The organism is Paenibacillus sp. KS-LC4 (assembly GCF_036894955.1).
Taxonomy (GTDB): domain Bacteria; phylum Bacillota; class Bacilli; order Paenibacillales; family Paenibacillaceae; genus Pristimantibacillus.
Map to the genome: position 1 here is coordinate 5865581 of NZ_CP145905.1, position 23422 is coordinate 5889002.

The 23422-nt window shown below is 48.5% G+C and carries 21 protein-coding genes; 8 read left to right on the top strand and 13 right to left on the bottom strand.

The genetic code is table 11. From position 1 onward, the window contains the following. Positions 1-26 precede the first annotated feature (26 nt). Both V5J77_RS24880 and V5J77_RS24885 read right to left on the bottom strand, forming a co-directional pair. A complete protein-coding gene (locus tag V5J77_RS24880) occupies positions 27-1112 on the bottom strand; it encodes an ABC transporter substrate-binding protein (RefSeq protein ID WP_338553471.1) in 1086 nt (361 codons plus the stop codon). 73 nt (positions 1113-1185) lie between these two features. Beyond that, positions 1186-2160, bottom strand: coding sequence for an ABC transporter ATP-binding protein (locus V5J77_RS24885; protein ID WP_338553472.1), 975 nt, complete (start codon positions 2158-2160; stop codon positions 1186-1188). Between the two features lie 223 nt (positions 2161-2383). On the opposite strand from V5J77_RS24885, the gene V5J77_RS24890 reads away from it, so the two are divergent. Continuing rightward, entirely contained in the window at positions 2384-3307 is a 924-nt protein-coding gene (locus V5J77_RS24890; protein WP_338553473.1) for a LysR substrate-binding domain-containing protein, read from the top strand. An 87-nt stretch (positions 3308-3394) separates the two neighbouring features. After that, entirely contained in the window at positions 3395-4258 is an 864-nt protein-coding gene (locus tag V5J77_RS24895; protein ID WP_338553474.1) for a hypothetical protein, read from the top strand. Between the two features lie 134 nt (positions 4259-4392). Here V5J77_RS24895 and V5J77_RS24900 read toward each other — a convergent pair whose 3' ends face one another. The 7 genes from V5J77_RS24900 to V5J77_RS24930 form a co-directional block, all read right to left on the bottom strand. Then, the gene (locus V5J77_RS24900; RefSeq protein WP_338557061.1) at positions 4393-6000 is read right to left on the bottom strand and encodes a ribonuclease J; all 1608 of its coding nucleotides are present in this window, start codon (positions 5998-6000) and stop codon (positions 4393-4395) included. Between the two features lie 195 nt (positions 6001-6195). Then, positions 6196-6618 carry a hypothetical protein gene (locus tag V5J77_RS24905; protein WP_338553475.1) on the bottom strand — a complete coding sequence of 141 codons (423 nt, stop codon included), beginning with the start codon at positions 6616-6618 and terminating at the stop codon, positions 6196-6198. Next, positions 6618-7682, bottom strand: coding sequence for a histidinol-phosphate transaminase (gene hisC / locus V5J77_RS24910; RefSeq protein WP_338553476.1), 1065 nt, complete (start codon positions 7680-7682; stop codon positions 6618-6620). The genes V5J77_RS24905 and hisC overlap by 1 nt, the downstream gene beginning before the upstream one ends. 96 nt (positions 7683-7778) lie before the next feature. After that, entirely contained in the window at positions 7779-8447 is a 669-nt protein-coding gene (locus tag V5J77_RS24915) for a YIP1 family protein (RefSeq protein WP_338553477.1), read from the bottom strand. Between the two features lie 20 nt (positions 8448-8467). Continuing rightward, on the bottom strand, positions 8468-8974 hold the full coding sequence (locus V5J77_RS24920; RefSeq protein WP_338553478.1) for an N-acetyltransferase family protein: 507 nt from the start codon (positions 8972-8974) through the stop codon (positions 8468-8470). A gap of 81 nt (positions 8975-9055) precedes the next feature. After that, the gene (locus V5J77_RS24925) at positions 9056-10648 is read right to left on the bottom strand and encodes a helix-turn-helix domain-containing protein (RefSeq protein WP_338553479.1); all 1593 of its coding nucleotides are present in this window, start codon (positions 10646-10648) and stop codon (positions 9056-9058) included. Positions 10649-10822: 174 nt separating this feature from the next. Further along, positions 10823-11851 (bottom strand): ABC transporter substrate-binding protein, encoded by a 1029-nt coding sequence (locus tag V5J77_RS24930; protein WP_338553480.1) that lies wholly within the window; start codon positions 11849-11851, stop codon positions 10823-10825. Positions 11852-12218: 367 nt separating this feature from the next. On the opposite strand from V5J77_RS24930, the gene V5J77_RS24935 reads away from it, so the two are divergent. From V5J77_RS24935 to V5J77_RS24945, 3 genes are all read left to right on the top strand, one after another. Beyond that, positions 12219-13265, top strand: a complete 1047-nt coding sequence (locus tag V5J77_RS24935; RefSeq protein WP_338553481.1) for a fatty acid desaturase — start codon at positions 12219-12221, stop codon at positions 13263-13265. 124 nt (positions 13266-13389) lie between these two features. Next, positions 13390-14538: a sensor histidine kinase gene (locus tag V5J77_RS24940; RefSeq protein WP_338553482.1), complete on the top strand. Its 1149-nt coding sequence runs from the start codon at positions 13390-13392 to the stop codon at positions 14536-14538. Continuing rightward, positions 14535-15134 (top strand): response regulator transcription factor, encoded by a 600-nt coding sequence (locus V5J77_RS24945; protein WP_338553483.1) that lies wholly within the window; start codon positions 14535-14537, stop codon positions 15132-15134. The genes V5J77_RS24940 and V5J77_RS24945 overlap by 4 nt, the downstream gene beginning before the upstream one ends. Positions 15135-15304: 170 nt before the next feature. Here the strand turns inward: V5J77_RS24945 and V5J77_RS24950 are convergent, their stop codons facing one another. Further along, positions 15305-16117 carry an inositol monophosphatase gene (locus tag V5J77_RS24950; RefSeq protein WP_338553484.1) on the bottom strand — a complete coding sequence of 271 codons (813 nt, stop codon included), beginning with the start codon at positions 16115-16117 and terminating at the stop codon, positions 15305-15307. Positions 16118-16283: 166 nt separating this feature from the next. Next, positions 16284-16730 carry a hypothetical protein gene (locus V5J77_RS24955; protein WP_338553485.1) on the bottom strand — a complete coding sequence of 149 codons (447 nt, stop codon included), beginning with the start codon at positions 16728-16730 and terminating at the stop codon, positions 16284-16286. A 307-nt stretch (positions 16731-17037) separates the two neighbouring features. Between V5J77_RS24955 and V5J77_RS24960 the strand changes: the two genes are divergently transcribed. Next, positions 17038-19020 (top strand): AraC family transcriptional regulator, encoded by a 1983-nt coding sequence (locus tag V5J77_RS24960; protein WP_338553486.1) that lies wholly within the window; start codon positions 17038-17040, stop codon positions 19018-19020. Between the two features lie 229 nt (positions 19021-19249). On the opposite strand, the gene V5J77_RS24965 is transcribed toward V5J77_RS24960, so the two are convergent. Then, a complete protein-coding gene (locus V5J77_RS24965) occupies positions 19250-19672 on the bottom strand; it encodes a hypothetical protein (protein ID WP_338553487.1) in 423 nt (140 codons plus the stop codon). A 199-nt stretch (positions 19673-19871) separates the two neighbouring features. On the opposite strand from V5J77_RS24965, the gene V5J77_RS24970 reads away from it, so the two are divergent. Together V5J77_RS24970 and V5J77_RS24975 are read left to right on the top strand one after the other, a co-directional pair. Then, positions 19872-20561, top strand: a complete 690-nt coding sequence (locus tag V5J77_RS24970; RefSeq protein ID WP_338551410.1) for a helix-turn-helix domain-containing protein — start codon at positions 19872-19874, stop codon at positions 20559-20561. 32 nt (positions 20562-20593) lie between these two features. Then, positions 20594-21436, top strand: coding sequence for an IS3 family transposase (locus tag V5J77_RS24975; protein ID WP_338556511.1), 843 nt, complete (start codon positions 20594-20596; stop codon positions 21434-21436). Positions 21437-21574: 138 nt separating this feature from the next. On the opposite strand, the gene V5J77_RS24980 is transcribed toward V5J77_RS24975, so the two are convergent. Continuing rightward, entirely contained in the window at positions 21575-23248 is a 1674-nt protein-coding gene (locus V5J77_RS24980) for a glutamine--tRNA ligase/YqeY domain fusion protein (protein ID WP_338553488.1), read from the bottom strand. Between the last annotated feature and the right edge of the window lie 174 nt (positions 23249-23422).

The following is a 23422-nucleotide window of genomic DNA, read 5'->3' on the forward strand; positions in this document are numbered from 1 at the left end:
CAAATATCAGGCGGCGGGTGTTCCCTTTATTTAAACAATTGGGTAAACTTCGTCGTCACGCTGTCGCTATTTTCGTTCATCCACTGCCAGTTCACATCGAAGGTAGGAATTGCGTCCACACTTGCGCGATCCTTCGCCTCCACGTCCGAGCGGCCTGGGAGCAAATAAGCGCCAGTAACCATTTTTTGAGCATCATCAGACAGCAGATAGTCGATAAAAGCTTTAGCATTGTCCGCGTTTTTGGTTGTGCCGACAATAGCGGCTGGACGCGGGCTAATGACGCTGCCCTCTTTTGGATAAACAATATCAACTGGCTCGCCAGCCGCTTTCGCTTTGTACGCCATGTAATCAACGCCAGCCGCTACAACGGATTTCGCTCCTGTGATAACGGGATCAAGCGCCTCTTGATTCGCGCCAGCCATCGCTACGCCGTTTTGCTTATAGCTTTCGAATAGCGACCAGCCGCCATCGCCCGATGCGCTCAAATAGCCGGAAATAAAATCAAGTGCCGAGCCGGACAACGATGGATCAGGAATGTTAACCTTGCCGCTCCACTCCGGCTTAGCCAGATCGGCCCATGATGTTGGCGGCGTCTGTACAAGCTTCGTATTATACACAATGCCAAGCGCAGAAGCGCTGTAGCTGAAATATTGACCATCCTTATCCGACCAGTCAGCAATCAGCTTGTCTGCATGAGCCGCTTCCGGATAGCTCATAAGAATGCCATCCTCCTTCAAGCCCTGCATCGCCGGAAGGGATGCCAGTACAAGCACATCAACGGCCGGATTGGATTTTTCCGCTTCCATGCGAGCAAGAATTTTGCCCGTTGTGCCTTGGAACATTTCGACCTTCACGCCAGTCTTCGCTTCAAAGCCTTCCTTAATTTTGTTCGCAAGTCCTTCCGGTCCTGCGCTATATACCACTACGCTGCCGCTCAGCTTTACCTCTGCCGGCTGCGCTTGCTCCGCTGCTGCAGAAGCAGCAGGAGTCGAAGGTGATGCAGATGGTTCACTGCTCGCTTGCCCATTGGTTGCTGCAGCTCCGCAGCCTGCTAAGCTGACTCCCATAAATGCGGTTAAAGCAAGCATCATGCCTTTTTTAGCTAATTTCATTGGTAGTGCCTCCCGATTTTTCTTATTTTATATTTATGATTTAAAACCTATCGCCCACTTGTGCATGAAACCACTACGACACTACTTCGTGTACATGCTCTGGCGAGGCGTATACCTGAACCTTATCGCCAACGAGCAGCCTTGACGGTGAATAGGCTGTCCAAATGCCCATATTCTCTTTCATCTCCAGCTCTACCTCATAACGGTCGCCCATGTAGCTGGCATGGCGCACCTCCGCCTCGAAGCGGTGGTCCTCCGCATCCGCCTCACGAAAGCGCACATGCTCAGGTCGCAGCATCCATTTGTCCTTCATAAGCCAATTGGACTTGCCGATAAAACGAGCGACGAAGGGATGCTCCGGGGCGCTATAGATTTGCTCCGGCGTGCCTTGCTGCAATATTTCTCCGCCTTGCAGCACGACAACCTCATCCGACATGCTCATCGCCTCCGTCTGATCATGGGTGACGTAAAGCGCCGTCACACCCGCTTCCTTCACCAGATGCAGCAGCTCTGCCCGCATCTCATCGCGCAGCAGCGCATCCAGCGCACTGAGCGGCTCGTCGAACAGCACGAGCTGCGGCTTCATGACGATCGCTCTGGCAAAAGCAACGCGCTGCTGCTGTCCGCCGGACAGCTGATGGGGGTAGCGCTTCTCCATTCCCCCTAGACGGACAGTCTCGAGCGCGCCCAGCACCGCTTCCTGAAGCCCGGCTTTCATACCGGCTGCACGCAGGCCAAAGGCGACATTTTCAAACACCGTCATATGCGGCCAAAGCGCAAAATCTTGAAAAACCATTCCGAAATGCCGCTGATGAGCTGGTTTATTGATCCGCTTCATTTTGGAATAGTAGCATTCTCCATTCACATGAATCTCGCCGCCATCCGGGGTTTCAAGTCCTGCGAGCATTCGCAGCAGCGTCGTCTTGCCGCAGCCCGAAGGGCCAAGCAGCGTCGTAAAGCTGCCTTTGGCAATTGATAGGCTGGAAGGCCGCAGCGCCTGAACAGCACCGAAGGACTTTTCCAAATGATTCATTACAATATGTCCCATATGCATTAACCTGCCTGTCTATTAAATGACTGGCGGAGCAGGCAACCGAGGCTTCCTTGTCCGCTAGGCTTTAAGCTTGACCTCAGTATAGCCCCCGACTATTCGTTATTTATTTGAGCTGTGTAAATGAAAGATTAACTTTTTAGTGGATTTGTTTTAACATCCATCGAATTTTTCTATGCTACTTTTGTACATATCCGCTAAACGTAGGAGGCAACCGCCCGTGAATTTATTGAAGCTAAAAATTATCGAGCTGCTCGACAAGCATAAGAAAATTACCCCCGTTGCCCATGAGCTGGATCTCAAGCAACCAACCATCACCTATCATATGAAAAGCCTAGAGCAGGAAATGGGCGTCAAGCTGTTCGAGGCACGGGCAGATAAAATGCTGCTGACCGCACCCGGCAAAGCGCTGCTCCATTATGCGGTGCGCATCAATAAGCTGGCGCAGGAGGCCGAGCGCGTCGTTATGGAATATGGCAGCCTTACCCGCGGTAAGCTCACGATCGGCGCGAGCTACGTACCTGCCACCTATGTGCTGCCGGAGGTGCTGAGCGATTTTTCCAAGCATCATCCGGGCATTGAAATTTCCGTTCTGGTGAAGCCTGCACCTATTATTAAAGAAAAGCTATGGAACCACGACATTCATCTCGGTCTTATCTCCTCAGAGCCTTTCGAACAGCCGTCCCTATTCACCAAGCGCCTTTGCGAGGACGAACTGGTCGTTATTTTTTCCCCTGAGCATCATCTGGCTGCTTATGAAGCACTTAATCCGGGTCTCATTGCAACAGCAAACTTTGTGCTGCATGGCGAGCAGTCCAGTACACGGGAAATGACAACGAGGTGGCTGGATAATCACCGCATTGCTCTCATTGGGCCGATTGAGCTCGATTCAATTGAAGCAATTAAGCAGACGGTGCAGCAAGGCGGGCATATTGCTTTTATATCAGAGCTTTCCGTGCAGGAGGAGGTTAGAAAAGGGCAGCTGCTCATGCGCAAAATTCCGAATACCCGCTTTCAGCGATCGATTTATTGCTGCTATAACAAGGATCGCTATGACTCCAAGCTAACCGAACAATTTATGGATACCCTCCAAAGAAGCTTCAAAAATTCTCTGACCCCATCCAATAATTATTGGAATAATTAACATAATCCATCTCCCTTTATGATTCTTTACGAACAATAGCTCCCTAAAGTAGAGCTTGTACTTCCATTATGAAGAGGAGCTGAGATAATGAAACATTGGTTAACGAAAGCAGGCACGATGGTATTAAGCGCGACACTGCTGCTGTCGGCGTTCCAAGCGCCCGAGACGGTACAGGCAAAAGCACAGGAAGCGAATATGGTCCCAACCTACGAGGTCAAGCTGCTGCTCGATTCCACACAAGTGTTAAACAGCAATTCAACGCTAACCTCCGCGGTAAGCTCCCAATTTAATCTGACTACCTCGAGACAAACCAATGTGGAATACTTCGATACCAATAGCCTTGGTCTTGATGATGCCGGCTGGAATGCGCGTTTTCGCAAAAAAGAAGATAAAAATAACTACGAGCTCACGTACAAAAAACGTTATCCCGTACAAAATGGCAATATTGATGCAGCGCTAACACTCGCCAACTCAGAAGGCTTCGACATTACGGATGATAATTACAAGGCGGAGATTGATTGGGGCTACAGCAAGCAGACACTCAGCTTGTCAGTAGATAAAAAGGTAACAAAATCCTTGAACGGCGCACTCGGACTGCCTTCAGAATCCGCAGCCCGTCAAATGCTGCTCGACGAGCTGCCAGGCAAGCTGAAAAACTGGGGTACTAGCAATTGGGGCAAAACGCAGCTGCAAAACTCGCGCGCTTACGGCCCTGTCCTCGCAACGAAGCACACAGGCACTTGGAATGGCCTTGAGGTAGATGTTGAAATCTGGCCGATTCGCAATGCTGCGGGTACAGGTGTAGAGAATATCGTGGAAATATCCTTCAAAACAGATGAATACAGTATCGCGAATACGAAGCGGACTGCGCTAATCAACAGCTTAAATAGCCTAGGCTGGCTCGTGCCAGCAGATGGGCTGAAAACACAGCTCGTCATGGAACGTTATTAATCAACCAGGTTATTAAGAAGCAGAAGACCGCATAGCCACCTGTCGAAACAGGTCGGTTATGCGGTCTTCTTGTTCATGAATCTATTCAATGATCGGCTCACTAAGTAAAGTGAAGTGGACTGGTTAGGTGCCGATTAAACTTCCATGATGATCGGAAGAATCATCGGCTTTCTTTTCGTTTGCTCATATAAGAATCGTCCGAGCGCGTCTTTTACATTAGATTTTAGCGTCGTCCATTGATTGACGTTGTCGCTAATTGATTTAGTAATGGTGCGGGATACAATGCGGCCTGCTTCGTCGAGCAGACCTTCCGATTCACGTACATAGACGAAACCGCGCGAAATAATATCCGGACCTGATTTGATCGTTTTATCCTGCTTGCTGATTGTTACTACGACAACGAGAATGCCATCCTGCGACAAATGCTTGCGATCGCGCAATACAATATTGCCGACATCGCCAATGCCCAGGCCGTCGATATACGTATTGCCGGACGAAACCTTACCCGCTTTGCGCGCTTGGCCATTCGCAATTTCGACCACCTCGCCATTATCGACAAGGAAAATATTTTCCTTCGCGACGCCTACTGCTTCAGCAAGCTTCTTGTGGTGAAGCTGCATCCGGTATTCACCGTGAATCGGAATGAAATATTTTGGAGCCATTAGATGAAGCATCAGCTTCAGCTCTTCTTGGCTGGCATGGCCGGATACGTGCATGCCTGTAGCAGCGCCCTGACCATAGATGACGTTCGCGCCAAGGCGGAACAGCTCATCTACTGTACGGCCAATGCTCCGCTCGTTGCCTGGAATCGGCGTTGCGGAAATAATAACCGTATCTCCCTCCAGAATTTCAATCTGGCGGTGGTTGGAACGCGCCATACGCGTAAGCGCCGACATTGGCTCGCCTTGGCTGCCCGTGCACAAAATAACGACCTGATTGTCAGCATAACGGTTTACTTCATTCGTTTCAATGAGCATTCCATCCGGAATATTCAAATAGCCAAGCTCAGAAGCAATCGTAATCATATTGACCATGCTGCGGCCAATAATCGCCAGCTTGCGGTTCGTTGCGACACCCGCGTCGATAACCTGCTGCAAGCGGTATACGTTCGAGGCGAACGTCGATACGATAACGCGGCGCTCTGCTTTGCGGAAAGCGTCTATGAAGTTCGCTCCGACATTTCTTTCTGAAGGCGTGAAGCCTGGACGCTCTGCATTTGTGCTCTCCGATAGAAGAGCCAATACGCCTTTGCGGCCAATCTCAGCCATGCGGTGAAGATCAGCATGGTGGTCGTTAACCGGCGTCTGATCAAACTTGAAGTCGCCTGTGTGTACGACGACACCTTCAGGCGTATCCAGTACAACACCGAGGGAATCCGGAATACTGTGGTTTGTACGGAAGAAGCTTGCAGTCATTGTTCCGAATTTCAACTCGGATTCTGCATGAATCAAATGTCTTTCCGTTGCGCCAAGCAGGCCGGCTTCCTTCAGCTTGCCTTCGATCAGTCCCATTGTCAGACGACTTGCGTAGACAGGCAGGCTAAGCTGCTTCAAAATATAAGGTAATCCACCGATGTGGTCTTCATGGCCGTGCGTAATGAGCAGCGCTCTGACCTTGTCCTTGTTCTCGATTAAATAAGAAATGTCCGGCACGATAATATCAATGCCCAGCAGCTCTTCATCGGGAAACTTGGAACCGCAATCAATGACAATAATATCGTTAGCGTATTGTACTGCGTACATATTTTTCCCAATTTCACCTACGCCGCCCAAGGCAAAAATGGATAGTTTGTTTTCTGTTCTGTTATTCAAAATAATCCTCCTATTTTATAAGACTGACGACGATTAATATACCTCAAACTAAAAAGATCCGAACCAGTCACTTGTCACCATTATAGCACGAAAATTTAATAAAAAGGAAATAGGCTTATTCACCTGTTATTCCTTGTTCATTCGACCCAAAATGTAAAGCAAGCCTTTAACAACAATCCCCATGAAAGCCGATGCCGCTACCGAGCATAAATTCAGCCCGTGAATATAAACAACGAGCAGGCCTCCCGAAGTCACTTCATCGGATAAAGGGAACAACAGCCCAAGCCCATACGATAAAATGACCGTCAGGGGTACCCAAAGCACCGGAATAAATAGCGGAAAATACCAATAGTATCCGCCAAAGCTTCGAACGATAACTATCGTATAAAGCACGCCAAGCAGGACCAGCAAAGTGAATACACCATTCAAAATCGTCACGCTGTAAGCCGTCGCATAATACAAAGTATTGCCGATTAACGAGAAAATTAAGCTAAGCAGCGCAACCCTCCGCATAGCAAAACCGAACGACGAACGATTTCCCTCGCGCATTACGGCATTACAATGTCAGCGATTACGTTAAGAAATACGTCCATTTCCTCATCCGTACCAATACTTACCCGCAAATACTGATCAATGCGAGGCTGCTTGAAATATCGAACGAGTACGCCCTGCTCGCGCAGCTTGCCAAAAATCGTTTCCGCCGCTTGGTCAGGGTGGGAAATAAACAGGAAATTGGCTGTGGAATCGGTCACGACAAAGCCGAGTTCCCGCAGACGCACAGCCGTCTGTTCTCTAGTCTCATTCACTTTAACCGTAATCTCCTGGAAATACTCCTCATCTTCTATAGCCGCAACAGCACCCGCAAGCGCTAAACGGTCAATCGTATAGGAGTTGAACGAATTTTTCACACGGTTAAGACCTTCGATAAGCTCCTCGCTGCCAATAGCCCAGCCTACCCGCAAGCCAGCCAGCGAACGCGACTTTGAAAGCGTCTGAATAACGAGCACGTTCGGATAATCGGCAACTAGCTTAACAGCCGATTCGCCGCCGAAATCAATATAGGCCTCGTCAATGATCACCACTTGATCGCGGTTATGCTCAAGAATCGAGCGGAACTCATCAACCGGAACAAGCATCGCCGTCGGAGCATTCGGATTAGGAATGACAATGCCGCCATTTTCACGTGAATGAAATTGCTCCAGAGGTATACGGAACTGCTCATCCAGTGGAATTAAATCCGCCTGCAACCCGTAAAAATCGGCATATACTTTGTAGAAGCTGTATGTAATATCAGCAAACAGCACCGGCTTAGCAGGATCGAAAAACGCCGCGAAAGCGAACGCCAGCACCTCATCAGAGCCATTGCCCACAAACACCTGATTCGGGGTAACGTCAAAATAAGAGGCCAGCGACTGCACAAGCGCCCCGCCCGTAGGATCAGGGTATAAGCGCAAATCCTCATTTGCCGCCGCTTGGATCGCCTCGATCACCTTCGGAGAAGGCGGATAAGGGTTTTCATTTGTGTTGAGCTTAATATATTGCTTGTCCTTTGGCTGCTCGCCCGGCACATAAGGCACTAACGATGCCGCAAGTGGGCTCCAGAACTTACTCATGAGTCAAGCTCCCTTCCTTCGATTAACGGCCCTTGCCGTTTGTCCGTTTTATTCATCCTCATTCAGCATAAAACATTTTGATGCCGAATGCATCCACTAATTTGCGATTAGACCAATGACTAAAAATGGCAATACAAGAATCATTATAAGTGCGAATGTGGCGAACGTAATAATCAATGAAACGCCGAGTGCGCGCCAAGCCGAAAACTGGTGAGCTTCACCCACCGCATGCAGCATAATAATGGACATCCAGATGGTCAAGCCAATTTTGATAATGGCTAGCAGCCATTGAAGAGCAGTCAGTAGGCCACCTGGAAGGTTAAGCGCCGAGGCGAGTCCACTCGCATACATAGCTGGTGAATCGGTAAAGGCACCTTTTCCGAACAGCAGCAGCTTCGGAATCCAAAGCAGCCCAATTAATACAGAAGGCGCCAAAACACCCCGAGCAAAGGCAATGTACAATTGCTGCCTGCTGGCAGTGCCGCCGAACCACGAGCCCACCCATTTATACAATACACTAGATAAAAATAAACCACCTATCCCGAGCGCACCGCCAGCTACAATCGCCAGCAGCAATATAATACCTAAGTATAGGTAGTGTCCCCATGCAAACTCAGCACCAGTATCCAATATTTGAAACAATCCGCTAAATGAGGCAATCACGACAAGCGGCCAAAATGGCGCCGGGTGATTGAGAAAATGCCTAATCGTCTGACGAGGATGAACCCACACTCGAAGCCAATATGTCCAATTTCCCTGCTGCATCTGATCTCTCCCTTCGTCCTTTATCCAACCCGCAGTCCCATAATGACCAAATCCCGCTCTACCCCATCCAGCTCGGCCACCTTGGGCATATATGCCCATTGCTCAAAACCGAACTTGCCAAGCAGTCCAAGGCTAGGAGCATTGTGGGCAAAAATAAAGCCGAGCAGCGTTCGAATATGCAACGCCGGACATGCCTCAAGCGCATGCTGGAGCAGCATGCTTCCCAAACCGCGCGCACGATGCGGCTCCGCTATATAGATACTGATTTCAGCCGTTGCCTGATAGGCTGGACGTCCATAAAAGGACTGAAAGCTGAACCAAGCCAGCAGCTCTCCATCCTCTTCCACTACCCAGAGCGGCCTAGTATCCGGCGCATGCTCGTCAAACCAGGCCTGCTTAGCTTCCACCGTTGACGGCTCCAAATCCGCTGTCACCTGACGCGATGCAACCGTTGAATTATATATAGCTACAATGCCGGGCAAATCCTCCTGCACGGCATCGCGAATACGATACGTTTCCTCTGCCATAAACCGCTCTCCTTAGGATCTGCGAGAAAATGAGCAGTACATTATTTCGTCGCAGTCTCTTAGCTTTATAATATCAACAGTTTAACACAATACGCGCAGCACATCGTCGATTTTTCTATGATGGGACAGCACGCCATAATTCATCCACGACAAAAAATCGACCTCATACACGCTGCCATTTCGCACAGCGGGCAGCGACCGCCAGAGCGGCGATTGCAACAGCTCAATCTGCTCACCTGCAATCTTATCAATGGTAATAAACAGATGATCGGCGTCAAGCAGCGCCAGTTCCTCCATTGACAGCTCGATAAACCGCAGACCTTTAGCCAGCTTTTCTACAAACGAATGCTGGGTGAGACCTAAATCGCGATACAGCACAGAGCCAGTGTAGCCATGGTCCGGCCCGCCATATAATAACACCGAGTTTGCGGACAAGCGCAAGCAGGCGACCGTCTGTCGCTTCGCCACTCGCAGCAGCTTTGCCTTTGCGGCAGCCGCTTTACGTTCATAGTCAGCAATAACGGGGCTTACTTCCCTAGTCTTACCTAGTAAATCTGCAATGTTGTGCAGCGTTTTACGCCATTCCTCGCCTCTATAGGAAAGCTGGATGCTAGGTGCAAGACTCGCGAGCTTGCCCATGCCCCAGCGCTCAATGCCCGTATCCATCAAAATAAATTCCGGTGCAAAGCTAGATAGGGTCGCTTCATTATCGGTAACCACATTAAATTCAGGCACATCATCGAGACCAAGATATTCCTGCCGTCCCCAATGATCGTGGCTGAATTGCATAATGGGCTTGATGCCAAGCGCCAGCAAATAATCCTCGATGAAAGGTGCGAAAACCCGAATATCTTCATGTTGATGGCGGCGATATTGACCCGGTGTAAGGCCGACGGACTGCTTGAAGCGACGGCTAAAATAATATTCATTACTGTAGCCTACGCTTTGCGCGATGTTGAACAGCCGATCATCCGTGCTTGCCAGCAGCTTCTTCGCCCGCTCCACACGTACGCCATTCAGATAATGCAGCGGAATTTCTCCTGTCAGCTCCTTGAATAGACGGGAATAGCGCCAGCGCACCATGCCCGCATGGTCGGCAAGCTTGTCTACCGTCAGCTCTTCCCGGTAATTTTGCTGGATGTGCGCAATGGACAATTCGATTGCCCGCCTCATGCTGCTTTCTGTGCGCTGAGGCAGGTTTTGCTGCATGATGAACAATAGAAGCTGTTGAAACCTGATGTCTTGACGGAAAGCCTCCAGCTCATCCTCCGCTTCCCGCTTATCATAGAGCGCTTGCAGCTCACTTATGCAATGAGAGAAAGGCTTGCAGGAAACCTCGCCCAGACAAGGAAAGGAAACCAACTTCGGCTCCGCACCGATTCCATCAAAGGCGACAGAGTAGAACGACAGTCCTGCTTCTTCGTCCTCGTATCCGCAGGCTGTCAATTCCAGCCTTGTACCCGGGCCAAAAATAAAACAGGCTCCAAGCTCCAGAGTATGCCGCTCGCCATTTACGCTCAGCGTTCCCGTTCCGCCCGTCACTATCAGGATAATATGTTCATTAACGGTGAGCAGCAGCTGCTCCTGTCCATCCTTGACATTCATATGTTGTATCGCAGTCAGCCTATAAAAAATCGCATGGCGCAGCTGCGGCTTATTCCCCTCGTCGCTCACTTCATATCCCCCTTAGGAAGTCTTGGCAAACAGCAGGCGCTGTGCCTGCACATTCCGAAGTAAATGAGAATGATTTTCACAACTAGTATAAATGAAAAAGGAAAGCCCATCAATGCGCAGATGGACCTTCCTCTTCATTTGTTGAATAGCGCAGCCTGTCAGGGGCGCTCCTTATTAGAAGAACATTTTCATAATATCATCAATTTTCATCGAGTTAGCTGTAACCGCTCCGGATTGCCAGTGTGATCTTTCTACACGGTGTACATTCCCAGCCTTCACTGCGGAAACAGCCTTCCACATTTTCCCTTCCAGCAGCTTAAGCGCCTCAGCATTTTCTGGCGAGTCCCAAGCGCCGTTGGATGGGAAAATAATGATGTGGTCGGCATCAATGTCTGGAATGCTTTCTTCCGCAAGCACCTGATGGAAATCCGTCATCTCCTTCGACCATTTATCTGGATTCAAGCCCAGATCGGAGAAAATAAAGCCGGTATACCGATTGTTGATTCCGAACAGCGACAGCGTCTGGTCATCGACATTCAAGCGCACAACCGCTACCGTCTCTTCGCCGAGCGTTTTAGCAAGCTTGTCCTTGGCATCGGCAATTTTCTGCTCGTAGTCACTCAGCACGCCTTCACTCTGCTCCTTCATATTCAATACATCGGCAACTGTCTGCAATATCGCTTTTGAGTCCTGCAAAATGCTTTCCGGCAAGCGATAGGTAGGCGCTACTTTAGAAAACATGTCATATTTGGTTTTGTCCGCCCAGCCATCCAAAATAATAAGATCCGGTTCATAAGCGAGCAGCGCCTCAATATTTCCCGTAATATCAAATGTCGGCAAATCCAGCTTCAAATATTCCTGCGTGCCCCAGAGAGGGTGATACCATTGTACGACTGGCGTTACGCCAAGGGCTGTCAAATAATCCTCCATATAAATCGCCGCCACGCGCTTAGGATGCGCCGGAACCGTTACCTCGCCAAATTCGTCCTGCAGCACTCGTGTTTCCGCTTCCTGTTCTGCAATTGCCGGCTCATCCGCTTCAGCAGGAGACGGGCTTACAGTCGCCGCCGCATCGCTAGCCTCCGTATTAACAGCTGGCTCGCCTTGCGAGCCGCAACCCGCAAGCGCTATGATAACGGCTAACGCCAGCAGCGTAAGTGCCGTCATTTTTACTTTGAGCGTTTTTTTTCCCCATTGCATCATCTCTGTTCGACTCCTCTTTAAATCAGTGATTATCATTATCAAATGATGTGATCAAGTTTAGTCTATCCCCACCCTGCCTTCAATGCACATACGCTACAATTTTCTTATACAAACGCTATCGGCACAGCCTATTCTTTCAGCCCCTTCCAACTGCCCTCTATCTATTCCAGCCCCTGCAAAAATATTGCTAATAATTTGAACTTATGGGCATATAGAAGCGTTTTCACATGACATTTGTCATATAGCTTTACTGACGTTTATGACTTATGGCGCATGACATTTTTCTTTACAATTTAAATATAGCTATCAGGATACGGGCATCTTTAACAGTGGATGAACGTCTTGTTATTGAAGGAGGAGCTTCATCATGGATCAGAAAGCCAAGCAAGCAAGCTTGAAAAAGAGTCTTGCCCCTTATGAAAAAGTGAATATGAAAACCAGCATACAACAATTAATCAACACTTTACTCCCACTAGGGTTTTTCTGGTACGCGGCGTATGCCGTCATGCCAATCTCCTACTTGCTCACGATTGTTTTCTCCTTGATTACAGCAGGCTTCGTCATTCGAACCTTTATTATTTGCCATGATTGCTGCCACGGCTCTTTCTTCAAGAGCAAACGGGCAAATGCTATCATCGGCACGATAACGGGAATTCTTACCCTCGTCCCTTTCCAACAGTGGAAATACAGTCACTCCATCCACCATGCAACGAGCAGCAATCTCGATAAGCGCGGCGTTGGCGACATTTGGATTATGACTGTAGATGAATATATTGCTGCAACACCTTTGCGCCGCCTTTTCTATCGTATTTACCGCCATCCGGTCGTCATGTTTGGTCTTGGCCCGATTGCTGTTTTTCTTATTCAATATCGCTTCAACCGCAAGGGCGCTAGACGTCAGGAACGCCTTAACACTTATTTGATCAATGTAGCAATTGTCGCCTTATATGCAGGTCTCAGCTGGCTTCTCGGCTGGCAGGCTTTTGTCATGGTACAGCTGCCTGTTATGTTCTTGTCGGGACTGTTCGGCATTTGGCTGTTCTACGTCCAGCATCAGTTCGAAGATACGTATTTTGAAAATGAAGATGAGTGGAGCTATGTGAAAGCAGCCGTTGAAGGCAGCTCTTACTACAAGCTTCCCCGCCCATTGCAATGGATTACCGGCAACATCGGCTTCCATCATGTGCATCACCTGAGCCCAAAAGTGCCGAACTACTATTTAGAAGATGCCCATAACTCATCCGTTCCGCTTCAGCAGGCAACGACCATTACAATCAAAACTAGCTTAACGGCACTGCGTTTCCGCTTATGGGATGAAGAGAACAATATGTTCGTCAGCTTTAAAGGCATGAAGCATCGTCTGCACAAGCCGCGTGCGGCAAGCACCAAGCTGGATACCAGACGCGTTGGCTAACAGGTACAAGGATATACACACGAAAGAGGCCGCGCGGAACAAAATGCGCGAGCCTCTTTTATGTTAAAATAGCTTCAAAGCAGCTCCTTATGCTGCAACAGCGATTTGAAAAGGCGGGACGCATATGCAAAAATGGCATCATATTTTTCATAAAAATACGGGAATCAGCCCCTATGTATGGGTCGTTTTCTACATCCTGCCCTTCTATTTTATTTTCCGCAACTCATCGCCCTACCAAGCAACCTCCGGTATTGTGATGATCGTTTTATTTTTCATCTGCTACATGCTTTCCTTCATGTCCAAGGGCTGGCAGGTTTATTTCTGGACCAGTATCCAAATTATTATTTCCATCGCGATGACGCTCATGTTCGGCTATGTGTATTTTTCCATCTTTCTCGCCTATTTTATCGGCAATATTCAGAACCGCATCGGCTTCTTTACACTGTATTCCATTCATATCGTCACGACCTTCCTGAGCATCAACTATGGACTAGCTGTGCAAAATCCGGTCTTCCTCGCGCAATTCCCCTTCGTGCTCATTAGCTTAATCGGTGTCATTTTGCTTCCGGTCAATACGTACAACCGCAATAAGCGGGACAAGCTGGAAGGCGAGCTTGAGCATGCCAACAAGCGGATTTCCGAGCTAGTCAAGCTGGAGGAGCGGCAGCGGATTGCCCGTGACCTGCATGATACGATCGGACAGAAGCTGTCGCTTATAGGTCTGAAAAGCGATCTGGCAGGCAAGCTGATGCAGAAAAATCCCGCCAAGGCGCAGGAGGAAATTGATGATGTGCGCCAAACGGCACGCACGGCGCTCAAGGAAGTACGGGAGCTTGTGACGGAAATGCGTGGAACACGGCTTGAGGATGAGCTTTTTCGGGTAAAACAAATTTTGAAGGCTGCCGATATTCAGCTTATCGTTGAAGGCGACCCGTCGCATACCGACACCTCCCTGCTTGCCGAGAATGTCGTCAGCATGTGTCTCAAGGAAGCAGTAACGAATATCGTCAAGCATAGCTCCGCCACCAAATGTCTGGTTGAAATTGAACCGACTCGTACAGAGCTCATTGTCCGCGTGCAGGACAACGGCACGGGTATTGCTACGGGCGGCAAGGAATCGCGCAGCTATTACCGGGGAAATGGCCTTAGAGGCATGAAGGAAAGACTGGAGTTTATTAATGGCAGTCTGGATATTATTTGCGGCGACGGCACGCTGCTCGTCATTAAAGCGCCCAATATCGTCCAGAAGCCTGAAAAGGAGTCCTCTCTATGATAACAATTGTCATCGCCGAAGACCAACGAATGCTGCTGGGGGCGCTTGCGTCCCTGCTTGAGCTAGAGGATGATATGACCGTGGTTGGCAAAGCTGGTAACGGCGAGGAGGCAATCACGCTCGTCCAGCTTCACAAACCGGATATTTGCATTATGGACATTGAGATGCCGGTCAAGAGCGGACTTGAGGCAGCGGAAGAAATTCGCCAGCTAGGCTGCAAGGTTATCATTTTGACCACCTTCGCCAGAAGCGGCTATTTCGACCGTGCGCTCAAGGCAGGCGTATGCGGCTATTTGCTCAAGGACAGCCCAAGCGAGGAGCTAGCCAGCTCCATACGCAGCGTCATGACTGGCCGCCGCATTTATGCACCCGAGCTGGTGGACGACGCCTACGGGCAGGAAAACCCGCTCACCGAACGGGAGAAGGAGGTTCTTGGCCTCATCGCCGACGGCAAAAATACGAAGGAAATCGCTGACCAGCTATATTTGACCAACGGCACCGTACGCAACTATATTTCCGTCATTTTGGATAAGCTTGGCGTGAGCAATCGGATTGAGGCGATTACCCGTTTTAAGGAGAAGGGATGGTTTAAATAAAAAAAGCATGCTCTTTCCCGCAGGCAGCGGTGCGGAGCATCCTTTTCTTGGTTTGACCAAGCTTGGCTTGTCGATTTTGCAGCAGCGCGGCCTTTTAGCAACGAATATTTCATTTGAAAAACCTCCTGCCGCTGCCAGCTTAGTCTAGCTGTATCGTAAAGCATTCTCGCTTACTTCCCAACAAGGCCATTATGCACAAGACCGCGAAAAAAAGGCAAATGCTGCGGATGGCACGCAATCAAATACGGCTCGCTGCTCATGCCCGTGAAAGGCCTGCCCTCAAAGTCGGTAATGCTGCCGCCTGCCTCGCGCACCATGAGCATTCCCGAATAAAGATCCTCGCCCTCCGAGTTGTACAAAATAATTGCATCCAAATCGCCCTTCGCCAGCATCGTCCATTGCAAGGTAGGCGCCCACAGCCGCATCATTCGCTTGGTGCTCGTATCAAGATGCTGACGCAGTCTAACCGCCTGCGGCTCTTGCTGCACTTTATGCCCTTGAATCCAGCCAACAGTCGCTTTATTGTATGCACGCGGCTCACCTAATCTAATGATTTTGCCATTGCAGCGAAAACCGCCGTTTGCCACCGCCTCATACAAGCGGTTCGTCATCGGCTCATAAATAACCGCCATCACGGCCTCCCGCTGATACATGAGCGTAATGGAAACGGCAAATAAGGGCATTCCGACGGCAAAATTGTTCGTCCCATCCAGCGGATCAACGAGCCATAGCCAATCGCTTGAAAGACGGTTATCTCCCGCTTCCTCCGATATGATGTGATGGTCAGGGAAGCTATGTTTAATTTTGCCCAAAATAATCTCTTCCGCTCTGTGGTCGGCTTCCGTCACTAAGTCGCCATGCTCGTCCTTTTGCTTATAGGTACCGGTATCCAGCTTGTCAAAAAGCTTTCTCAGCAATTCCCCCGCTTCTTTCGCTGCCTCAACAGCGACTCGCCGCGCTTCTCTTACTACTGCTTGTTCCACTTCAAAGACCCCCTCTTTCATTCACTTGCTGAATGAGAAAACATGACTCAAAAGCACGATAGGCAAAATAAAATCCTTCTCGAGATGAAGAAGGATTTTATCTACTGTAACAATCACGGACCACCTTAGAACAATAGACTGAAGCTATTATTATCTATTAATTATTCTATTCCTGATTTGTATTTCGGAATTGGTTAGGCAATGGCGGCGGCGACGTTTTGGTCAACTGAATTTGGTTCGCTGCTTCATAAGGGCTGCCTGGCGGGTTGATAGGAGCAGGAGCCCCTTGCTGATAGCCGTGCCCTGAAGGTCCATTGAATACAAACTCATTCTTTTCTTCCACAATAAGCTCCAGTCCACCAAACTTCTTGGCAAGCACACCATACAGAAGTGCAATAACCATGCTAATAACGCCGTACATTCCAATGATAAAGACCGGCATAACGGTGTAGGCTAGCCCAATGCCCCATAAGCTCGGCTCGCCTACCGCTATTCCGATCAGCAGCATCGCTAAACCTATTAAAAATAAAAGTCCGGCAGGGATAATGGTAATATAAGTGACCGCTTTAAAAGCACTTATCGTCCCTATTCCTTTTATTTCCATTTTCTTCATTCATTTCGCTCCTGTCTTTGTTTTGGCTGAAAATCATTAAAACGGCAATAAAAATTCCAACAACCGCTAGGCCTCTCCGAGGTCGAAGCCTAGATGTTGTCACGAATTTACAATATCATATAAAGTATCCCCTAAATTTGTCAACCTAGCATCCAGAAGAAGCTCCCCAAAAGCCCCCTTCCTGCTCGTTTCTAATGAGCTTTTGTCGTCTAAAATCTGATTCTAAAAACGATGCTTATTGATTGTGATAATGATTATCAGTAAAATGAAGGAAACATATGAAACAGACGATGATAGGGGGTGCAAGATGGAATGGAATGAGCATGCTCATTTATGGACACAGGCGTCGGTGAAGCTGATGGATGTCAGGTTCGTGTCGTTGCGGGGAAGCGATACGCCGCCGGTCTATCAGCTTCCAGCAAACGGCTTCCTCTTTGCCGTGCGCGGTGCGGCGCATATCGCCATTGATTATACGGAATATGAGGTGAACGGCATGTTCGCGCTGCATGGCGGCAAAGGGATGCTATTGGATATTCGCCTCGTAGCAGAGCAGTTCGACTACTATCTTGTTCTGTATAAAGCCGATGTTTTTGTGCCAGGTGGTCGGCACAAACAACCTATTCAATCGCCCGCTTGCCCTTTTCAGGTACAATACGGCTGTATTCCCTCCTATCCATTGTCGCTGTTCGATAAGCTTGAGCTTCTCTTGCATGCTTGGAATTCGCTGGGGAATGTGGAGAAGCTTCATGCCAAAACCTTATTTTATCAGCTCATATATGAGCTAACACGGCAGCTTCGCGAGCAGACGGTAACAATCATTTCGGCTGATCCAGCCGAACAGGCTTTGCGGTATATTCATGAGCATTACGCGGAACCCCTTACACTTGACAAGCTGGCGTCTGTGCTGGATTGCAGCCCCAGCCATCTCTCACGCCTATTCAAGCAGCGCGCCTCCTGCAGTCCTATTGAATATATGATTCGTTTAAGAGTAGACAAAGCTCGCCACCTGCTCAACCACACGGATGCGAGCTTACAGGACATTGCTGCGGCTATCGGTTATTCCGATGTCTATTATTTCAGTAGAATATTTAAAAAACAGGCCGGTTTATCACCACTTAAGTATCGTGAGCGTGAGTCGGAGAACCGCAATAACATCAAACAACATAATCCATTCCTGATGCTAAGATCGTCCATTGCTCCAGTCAAGCCCAAACGTTATATTAAAGCTCGGAGTGATAATGGTTATCAATACAAGAGCAGAGGGGATTTTCAATTGGTTAGGAACAAAAGAAACTCAGCGGCGTTGACATTACTGGTATGTCTCACGCTGTTATTGAGCGCGTGCTCAGGGACGACAGCAGGTAATCGGGCAGAAGGCAGCAATAGTGCCGCAAATCATTCTGCCGCTACGTCTGGCAATACTGCAGGCAATGTTGTGCAATCGGAAGCAGCAACTATGAATTACACGGGAGCAGACGGCGAGGTTGCGGTTCCCCGCAATCCCCAACGAATTGTAGTCCTCACCCACGCTTATGTCGGTTACTTTATGGTGCTTGGCATTAATCCGGTCGGGGCGCCCAGCATGACGATGGAAAACCCGCTTTACGAAGGTAAAATTGACGGAATGGAAGATATCGGGGCATGGGGTGCCTTCTCGATCGAAAAAATCATTTCCTTGAACCCAGATCTTATCGTAGCACTGGCGAACACGGAAAATCTGGATGAAATTAAGAAGATTGCTCCAGTAGTTACCGTGAACTATGGAGAGAAAAATTATAAAGAGCAATTAATCGAATTCGGCAAGCTGACAAACCGCGAGGAGGTGGCCAAGCAGTGGGTAGCTGGCTGGGAAGCCAAAATCGCCGAAGCTAAGCCGAGAGTGCTGCAAGCAGTTGGCGATAAGACCGTTTCTGTGCTGAGCCCTCACAGTAAAGGCATAAACATTTACGGCGAAGGCTTTGGACGCGGAACTGAAATTTTGTATGACGAGTTTGGGCTCAAGGTTCCCGCTGACTTTGATGTCAAGCTTGGCTCCAAGGGAATCTCGCTTGAGAAGATTGCCGACTACGCAGGAGACTATATCTTCACGACGCTAGATACAAGCGAGAGCAGTGAAACAAGCCCGACGTATGATACTGAAATATGGAGAGGACTTTCAGCCGTTCAAGCGAACCGTGTTTTCTACATGGAAAAAGGGTCTGCAGCATTTAATGATCCAACAACACTAGAAGCAATTCTTCCATTCATTGTAAACAGCCTCACGAATGGAGAAAATGAAGATGGCGCATGACTACAACTGAGATCCCCGATTTCATCGTGCTATTGGCGTTAAGGCGGATGAGAGAATTGCTGGCACGCTGCATCTCGGCTATTTTGACAAAACACCGAAAGCAAAGCACAGAACCCCCGCAGCCAAGCTGCTAACCTGCTTTAGGGATTAGCCGCCTGAATGGCGGGCAAAGAAGCATAGCTCAGGGCTCGCCCTTGTTATTGCGGTGAGATCACTCCGCGAAATGCTACTAATTATTATTCTGATCCCGATTGGGTGAAACGGTTGAAATAGGCGGTGGTGTCGTTTTTGTAAGCATGCCTGAATTTGTTGAATGAGTCCCTTGATTATAAAAATGGCTTGTAGACCCATTCATCATGTCCGATGCCCCCTTTTCTTCCACGGTTAGCTCTAATCCGCCGAATTTCTTGGCAAACATGCCATACAACAGCGTATTAAGCATATTGACCGCACCATAAAACACGATTAAAAAAATCGGCATGACGAAGAAAGGGAATCCCATTCCAAAAATGGAAGACCTGCCGGTAGCCGCTGCAATAAGCATCATAACAACACCAATTACAAATAACAGCACAGAAGGTATAATCATCATATACGCCGTCGCTTTAAAAGCACTGACCGCACCTATCCCTTTAATTTCTAATTTCTTCATCTTTTCAGCTCCTAATTATGTTTTTTCACTTTCTACTCCGCAGAAGCCACTAGGAAAAATTCACCAAAAAGTGACAAATTCCTGCTTGCAGCGTAAAAAAAAGAAAAAGCCGTGAAGACTGCCTGTGGTACGCTCCCATCATAGTAGACAGTAGAAAAAACAAAAATTTCTACGTCTACTCATGATGGGGGTTTTTCTCATGTCAAAAAGAAGTCCTGTTCCTTTAGAAATCAAACTACAAATTGTACAACGATGTCTGGATTACCGTTCCAACCCAAATGCTGAGGCTAAACACATGGGGGTGAGCCAGGACTCAGTCAAGGATTGGATCAGAAAATATAGCGCACATGGATTGGACGGGTTAACGGAATCGAAAACGTGGAAAACGTATGCCAAGGAATTGAAGCTTGATGCAATCCAGGATGTTGTGTCTGGTCGTTTATCCTTAACTGCCGCAACAGAAAAATATCATATTTCAAGCAGAAGTGTGTTGTCGAAATGGCTAACCAAGTATACTGAGGAGATCAAATGGAAACCTGCGCGTAAAGGGAAAGGACGATCTCCTATGAACAAAGGACGTAAGACAACGCTTGAAGAACGGATTGAAATCGCACAATATACGCTGGCTCATGACTTGGATTATTCAAAAGCGATGGAGAAGTTTGGTGTATCTTATCAACAGGTATATGCATGGGTACGAAAATACCAAGCAGGTCAAGAAGGAGCCCTTCAGGATGGTCGGGGACGTAAAAAGCCTGTAGAAGAACTCGGCGAGCAAGAACGACTCAAGCTACGGATCAAAGAACTAGAAGCCCGAAATGAATACCTAGAGATGGAGAATGCCTTCGCAAAAAAGTTGGCAGAGATCGAGCGACGAAAACCACGTTAACGCTGGTTCGACATGTACAGCGGTATCAAGCGATACAAGAACTATACGTTGAGAAAGGATACGCGATTGCAGCATTATGCGCGTTAGCTAGTGTGGCTCGATCTGCCTACTACAAGTGGTTAAAGTGGACACCTTCTGCCAAAGAACGTGAAGCACGTATGCTTGCTAAAGAAGTGAAGCGTCATTATGAAAAGCGAGATGGGATTTTGGGCTATCGCCAAATGCGAACCCAGTTAAATCGAAAGCTGAACCAGAAGTACAACAAAAAGCGCTATTACCGAATCATGCGTGCGCTGGAGCTAAAAGCAGTCATTCGTAAAAAACGGCCACATTACGTAAGTGCCACAGCGCTCCATGTGGCTGAGAATAAAATGAATCGCGACTTTGATGCCTCTGCTCCAAATGTAAAATGGTCTACGGATGTAACCGAACTGAAATACGGAAATGGGCGTAAAGCGTATTTAAGCGCTGTTATAGATCTGTACGACAACGCCATTGTTTCATGGGTGCTCAGTCATTCCAACAACAATAAACTCGTGATGGATACGCTGAAAAAAGCGTATACCAAAAATCCAGGTGTGTCCCCGATGATCCAGAGTGACAGAGGTTTTCAGTACACGTCCCATGAGTATAAAAGGCTTCAATTGAAGTATGGATTTACGAAGAGCATGTCTCGTGTGGGTCGATGCTTGGATAACCAGCCAATTGAACGATTTTGGGGTACGTATAAGTCAGAAAGTTATTATCTTACGAAGTATGATGCCTATGAGAGCCTATACAGCGCCGTTCGCCGTTATATGAACTACTATAACAACTACCGTTATACGGAATGTCTGGACGGCTTGTCTCCAAATGAATACCGCAGAGCGGTATAACAAAGATACCTTAGCACGTCATCCGAGTTAAGGTATCCATCTGAACTGTTTTTTTGTTTTTTTGACTGTCTACTTGACGGGGAGCACTTCACTGACAGGCAGTCTTTCACGGCTCTTTCTATTAAACTGATGCGTTATTTATGCTTTCGCTGGATCGAAGGAGCTTTTCAGCGAAACGATACGGTTGAAGATTAGCTTCTCCGGCGTCGTATCCTTCGGATCTACATTGAAATAGCCATGGCGGAAAAATTGGAACTTCGCTTGTCCTTCGGCATCCTTCATATTCGGCTCCACGAAGCCTTGCAGCACCTCAAGGTTATTCGGGTTGATGCATTCAAGGAACGGCTTGCCTTCCTCTTCTGCTTCATTCGTAATAAGAGGCTCGAACAAACGGAAGTCTGCCGGAACTGCCTGTGACGCCTCCACCCAGTGAATCGTGCCCTTTACTTTGCGGGCGTTGAAGCCCGAGCCGCTTTTTGTTGCCGGATCGTAGGTGCAGCGCAGCTCAATGACGTCGCCCGCTTCATTTTTCACAACCTCTTGGCAAGTAATGAAATACGCATGCTTCAGACGCACCTCATTGCCAGGGAACAGGCGGAAATATTTATTCGGCGGATTTTCCATAAAATCGTCCTGCTCAATATAAATCTCGCGACCGAACGGAATTTGGCGAATACCCATGTCTTCGTTCTCAGCGTTATTTTCTGCATCGAGCAGCTCGGTTTGGCCTTCCGGGTAATTCGTAATGACGACCTTGAGCGGTCGCAATACCGCCATCGTCCGAAGCGCCTTAAGCTTCAAGTCCTCACGGATAAAATGCTCAAGCATCCGCTCATCGACCGTGCTGTTCGCCTTCGCAACCCCGATCTCGCGACAGAAGGCGCGAATAGCTTCCGCCGTAAAGCCTTTGCGGCGCAAACCGCTGATCGTCGGCATACGCGGATCATCCCAGCCGTCTACCACTTTCTCATCAACAAGCTGCTTCAGCTTTCTTTTGCTCATGACGGTATTCGTGACATTCAGACGGGCGAACTCGTATTGACGAGGCACTGCCGGCATCTCGCATTCGGCAATCGCCCAGTCATAGAGCGGACGGTGATCGGCGAACTCCAGCGTACAGATGGAATGCGTAATGCCTTCAATCGCGTCACTGATCGGATGAGCATAGTCATACATCGGGTAAATGCACCAAGCATCGCCAGTCCGGTGATGGTGGGCATGAGCGATACGGTACAGCACGGGATCACGCAGGTTAATATTCGGCGAAGCCATATCAATCTTCGCTCTCAGCACCTTCGAGCCGTCAGGAAATTCTCCTGCGCGCATACGGGCAAACAGATCAATGTTCTCTTCTGCACTGCGCTCACGGTAAGGACTGTTTTGCCCGGGCTGTGTCAGCGTGCCGCGCGTCTCGCGGATTTGCTCGGCGGACAGGTCGCATACGTATGCTTTGCCTTTATTAATGAGCAGTACAGCGCGATTGTAAAGCTCTTCGAAATAATCCGAGGCAAAGCGCAGCTCGTCCCAATCAAAGCCCAGCCACTTCACATCCTCTTGAATGGAATCGACGTATTCCGTATCCTCCTTAACCGGGTTCGTATCGTCAAAGCGCAAATTCGTTCTGCCTTTGAAATCGTCAGCCAGCTCAAAATTCAAGCAAATGGACTTCGCATGTCCTATATGCAAATAGCCATTCGGCTCCGGCGGAAAGCGCGTCACGATTTCCTTGACATGGCCGGTCTTCAAATCTTCGCTCACAATATTTTTTATAAAGTTAGAGGATGACAGCTTAGTGTCCACGTTGTTTTCCATTGTGACCAACCTTTCCCACGAAAAATAGATATCTTTCTATAATACACAAAATCCCGCAAAATTATAAGATCATCCGCATCGTTATTAAAATAGATGGCATGTGAGCAACCTTTGTTTTCATAGGTTCTATTAATAACGTATTTGCTCGCGGCATGGCATGTGCTGCCAGATGCC

Excerpts from the sequence above, each read along its gene's own strand:
- V5J77_RS24935 (WP_338553481.1), top strand. The coding sequence starts at position 12,219 with ATGGATCAGAAAGCCAAGCAAGCAAGCTTGAAAAAGAGTCTTGCCCCT.
- V5J77_RS24915 (WP_338553477.1), bottom strand. The coding sequence starts at position 8,447 with ATGCAGCAGGGAAATTGGACATATTGGCTTCGAGTGTGGGTTCATCCT.
- V5J77_RS24965 (WP_338553487.1), bottom strand. The coding sequence starts at position 19,672 with ATGAAGAAATTAGAAATTAAAGGGATAGGTGCGGTCAGTGCTTTTAAA.
- V5J77_RS24955 (WP_338553485.1), bottom strand. The coding sequence starts at position 16,730 with ATGAAGAAAATGGAAATAAAAGGAATAGGGACGATAAGTGCTTTTAAA.
- V5J77_RS24940 (WP_338553482.1), top strand. The coding sequence starts at position 13,390 with ATGCAAAAATGGCATCATATTTTTCATAAAAATACGGGAATCAGCCCC.
- V5J77_RS24900 (WP_338557061.1), bottom strand. The coding sequence starts at position 6,000 with ATGTACGCAGTACAATACGCTAACGATATTATTGTCATTGATTGCGGT.
- V5J77_RS24905 (WP_338553475.1), bottom strand. The coding sequence starts at position 6,618 with ATGCGCGAGGGAAATCGTTCGTCGTTCGGTTTTGCTATGCGGAGGGTT.
- V5J77_RS24980 (WP_338553488.1), bottom strand. The coding sequence starts at position 23,248 with ATGGAAAACAACGTGGACACTAAGCTGTCATCCTCTAACTTTATAAAA.
- V5J77_RS24930 (WP_338553480.1), bottom strand. The coding sequence starts at position 11,851 with ATGATGCAATGGGGAAAAAAAACGCTCAAAGTAAAAATGACGGCACTT.
- V5J77_RS24885 (WP_338553472.1), bottom strand. The coding sequence starts at position 2,160 with ATGGGACATATTGTAATGAATCATTTGGAAAAGTCCTTCGGTGCTGTT.
- V5J77_RS24880 (WP_338553471.1), bottom strand. The coding sequence starts at position 1,112 with ATGAAATTAGCTAAAAAAGGCATGATGCTTGCTTTAACCGCATTTATG.
- V5J77_RS24960 (WP_338553486.1), top strand. The coding sequence starts at position 17,038 with ATGGAATGGAATGAGCATGCTCATTTATGGACACAGGCGTCGGTGAAG.
- V5J77_RS24945 (WP_338553483.1), top strand. The coding sequence starts at position 14,535 with ATGATAACAATTGTCATCGCCGAAGACCAACGAATGCTGCTGGGGGCG.
- hisC (WP_338553476.1), bottom strand. The coding sequence starts at position 7,682 with ATGAGTAAGTTCTGGAGCCCACTTGCGGCATCGTTAGTGCCTTATGTG.
- V5J77_RS24920 (WP_338553478.1), bottom strand. The coding sequence starts at position 8,974 with ATGGCAGAGGAAACGTATCGTATTCGCGATGCCGTGCAGGAGGATTTG.
- V5J77_RS24970 (WP_338551410.1), top strand. The coding sequence starts at position 19,872 with ATGTCAAAAAGAAGTCCTGTTCCTTTAGAAATCAAACTACAAATTGTA.
- V5J77_RS24895 (WP_338553474.1), top strand. The coding sequence starts at position 3,395 with ATGAAACATTGGTTAACGAAAGCAGGCACGATGGTATTAAGCGCGACA.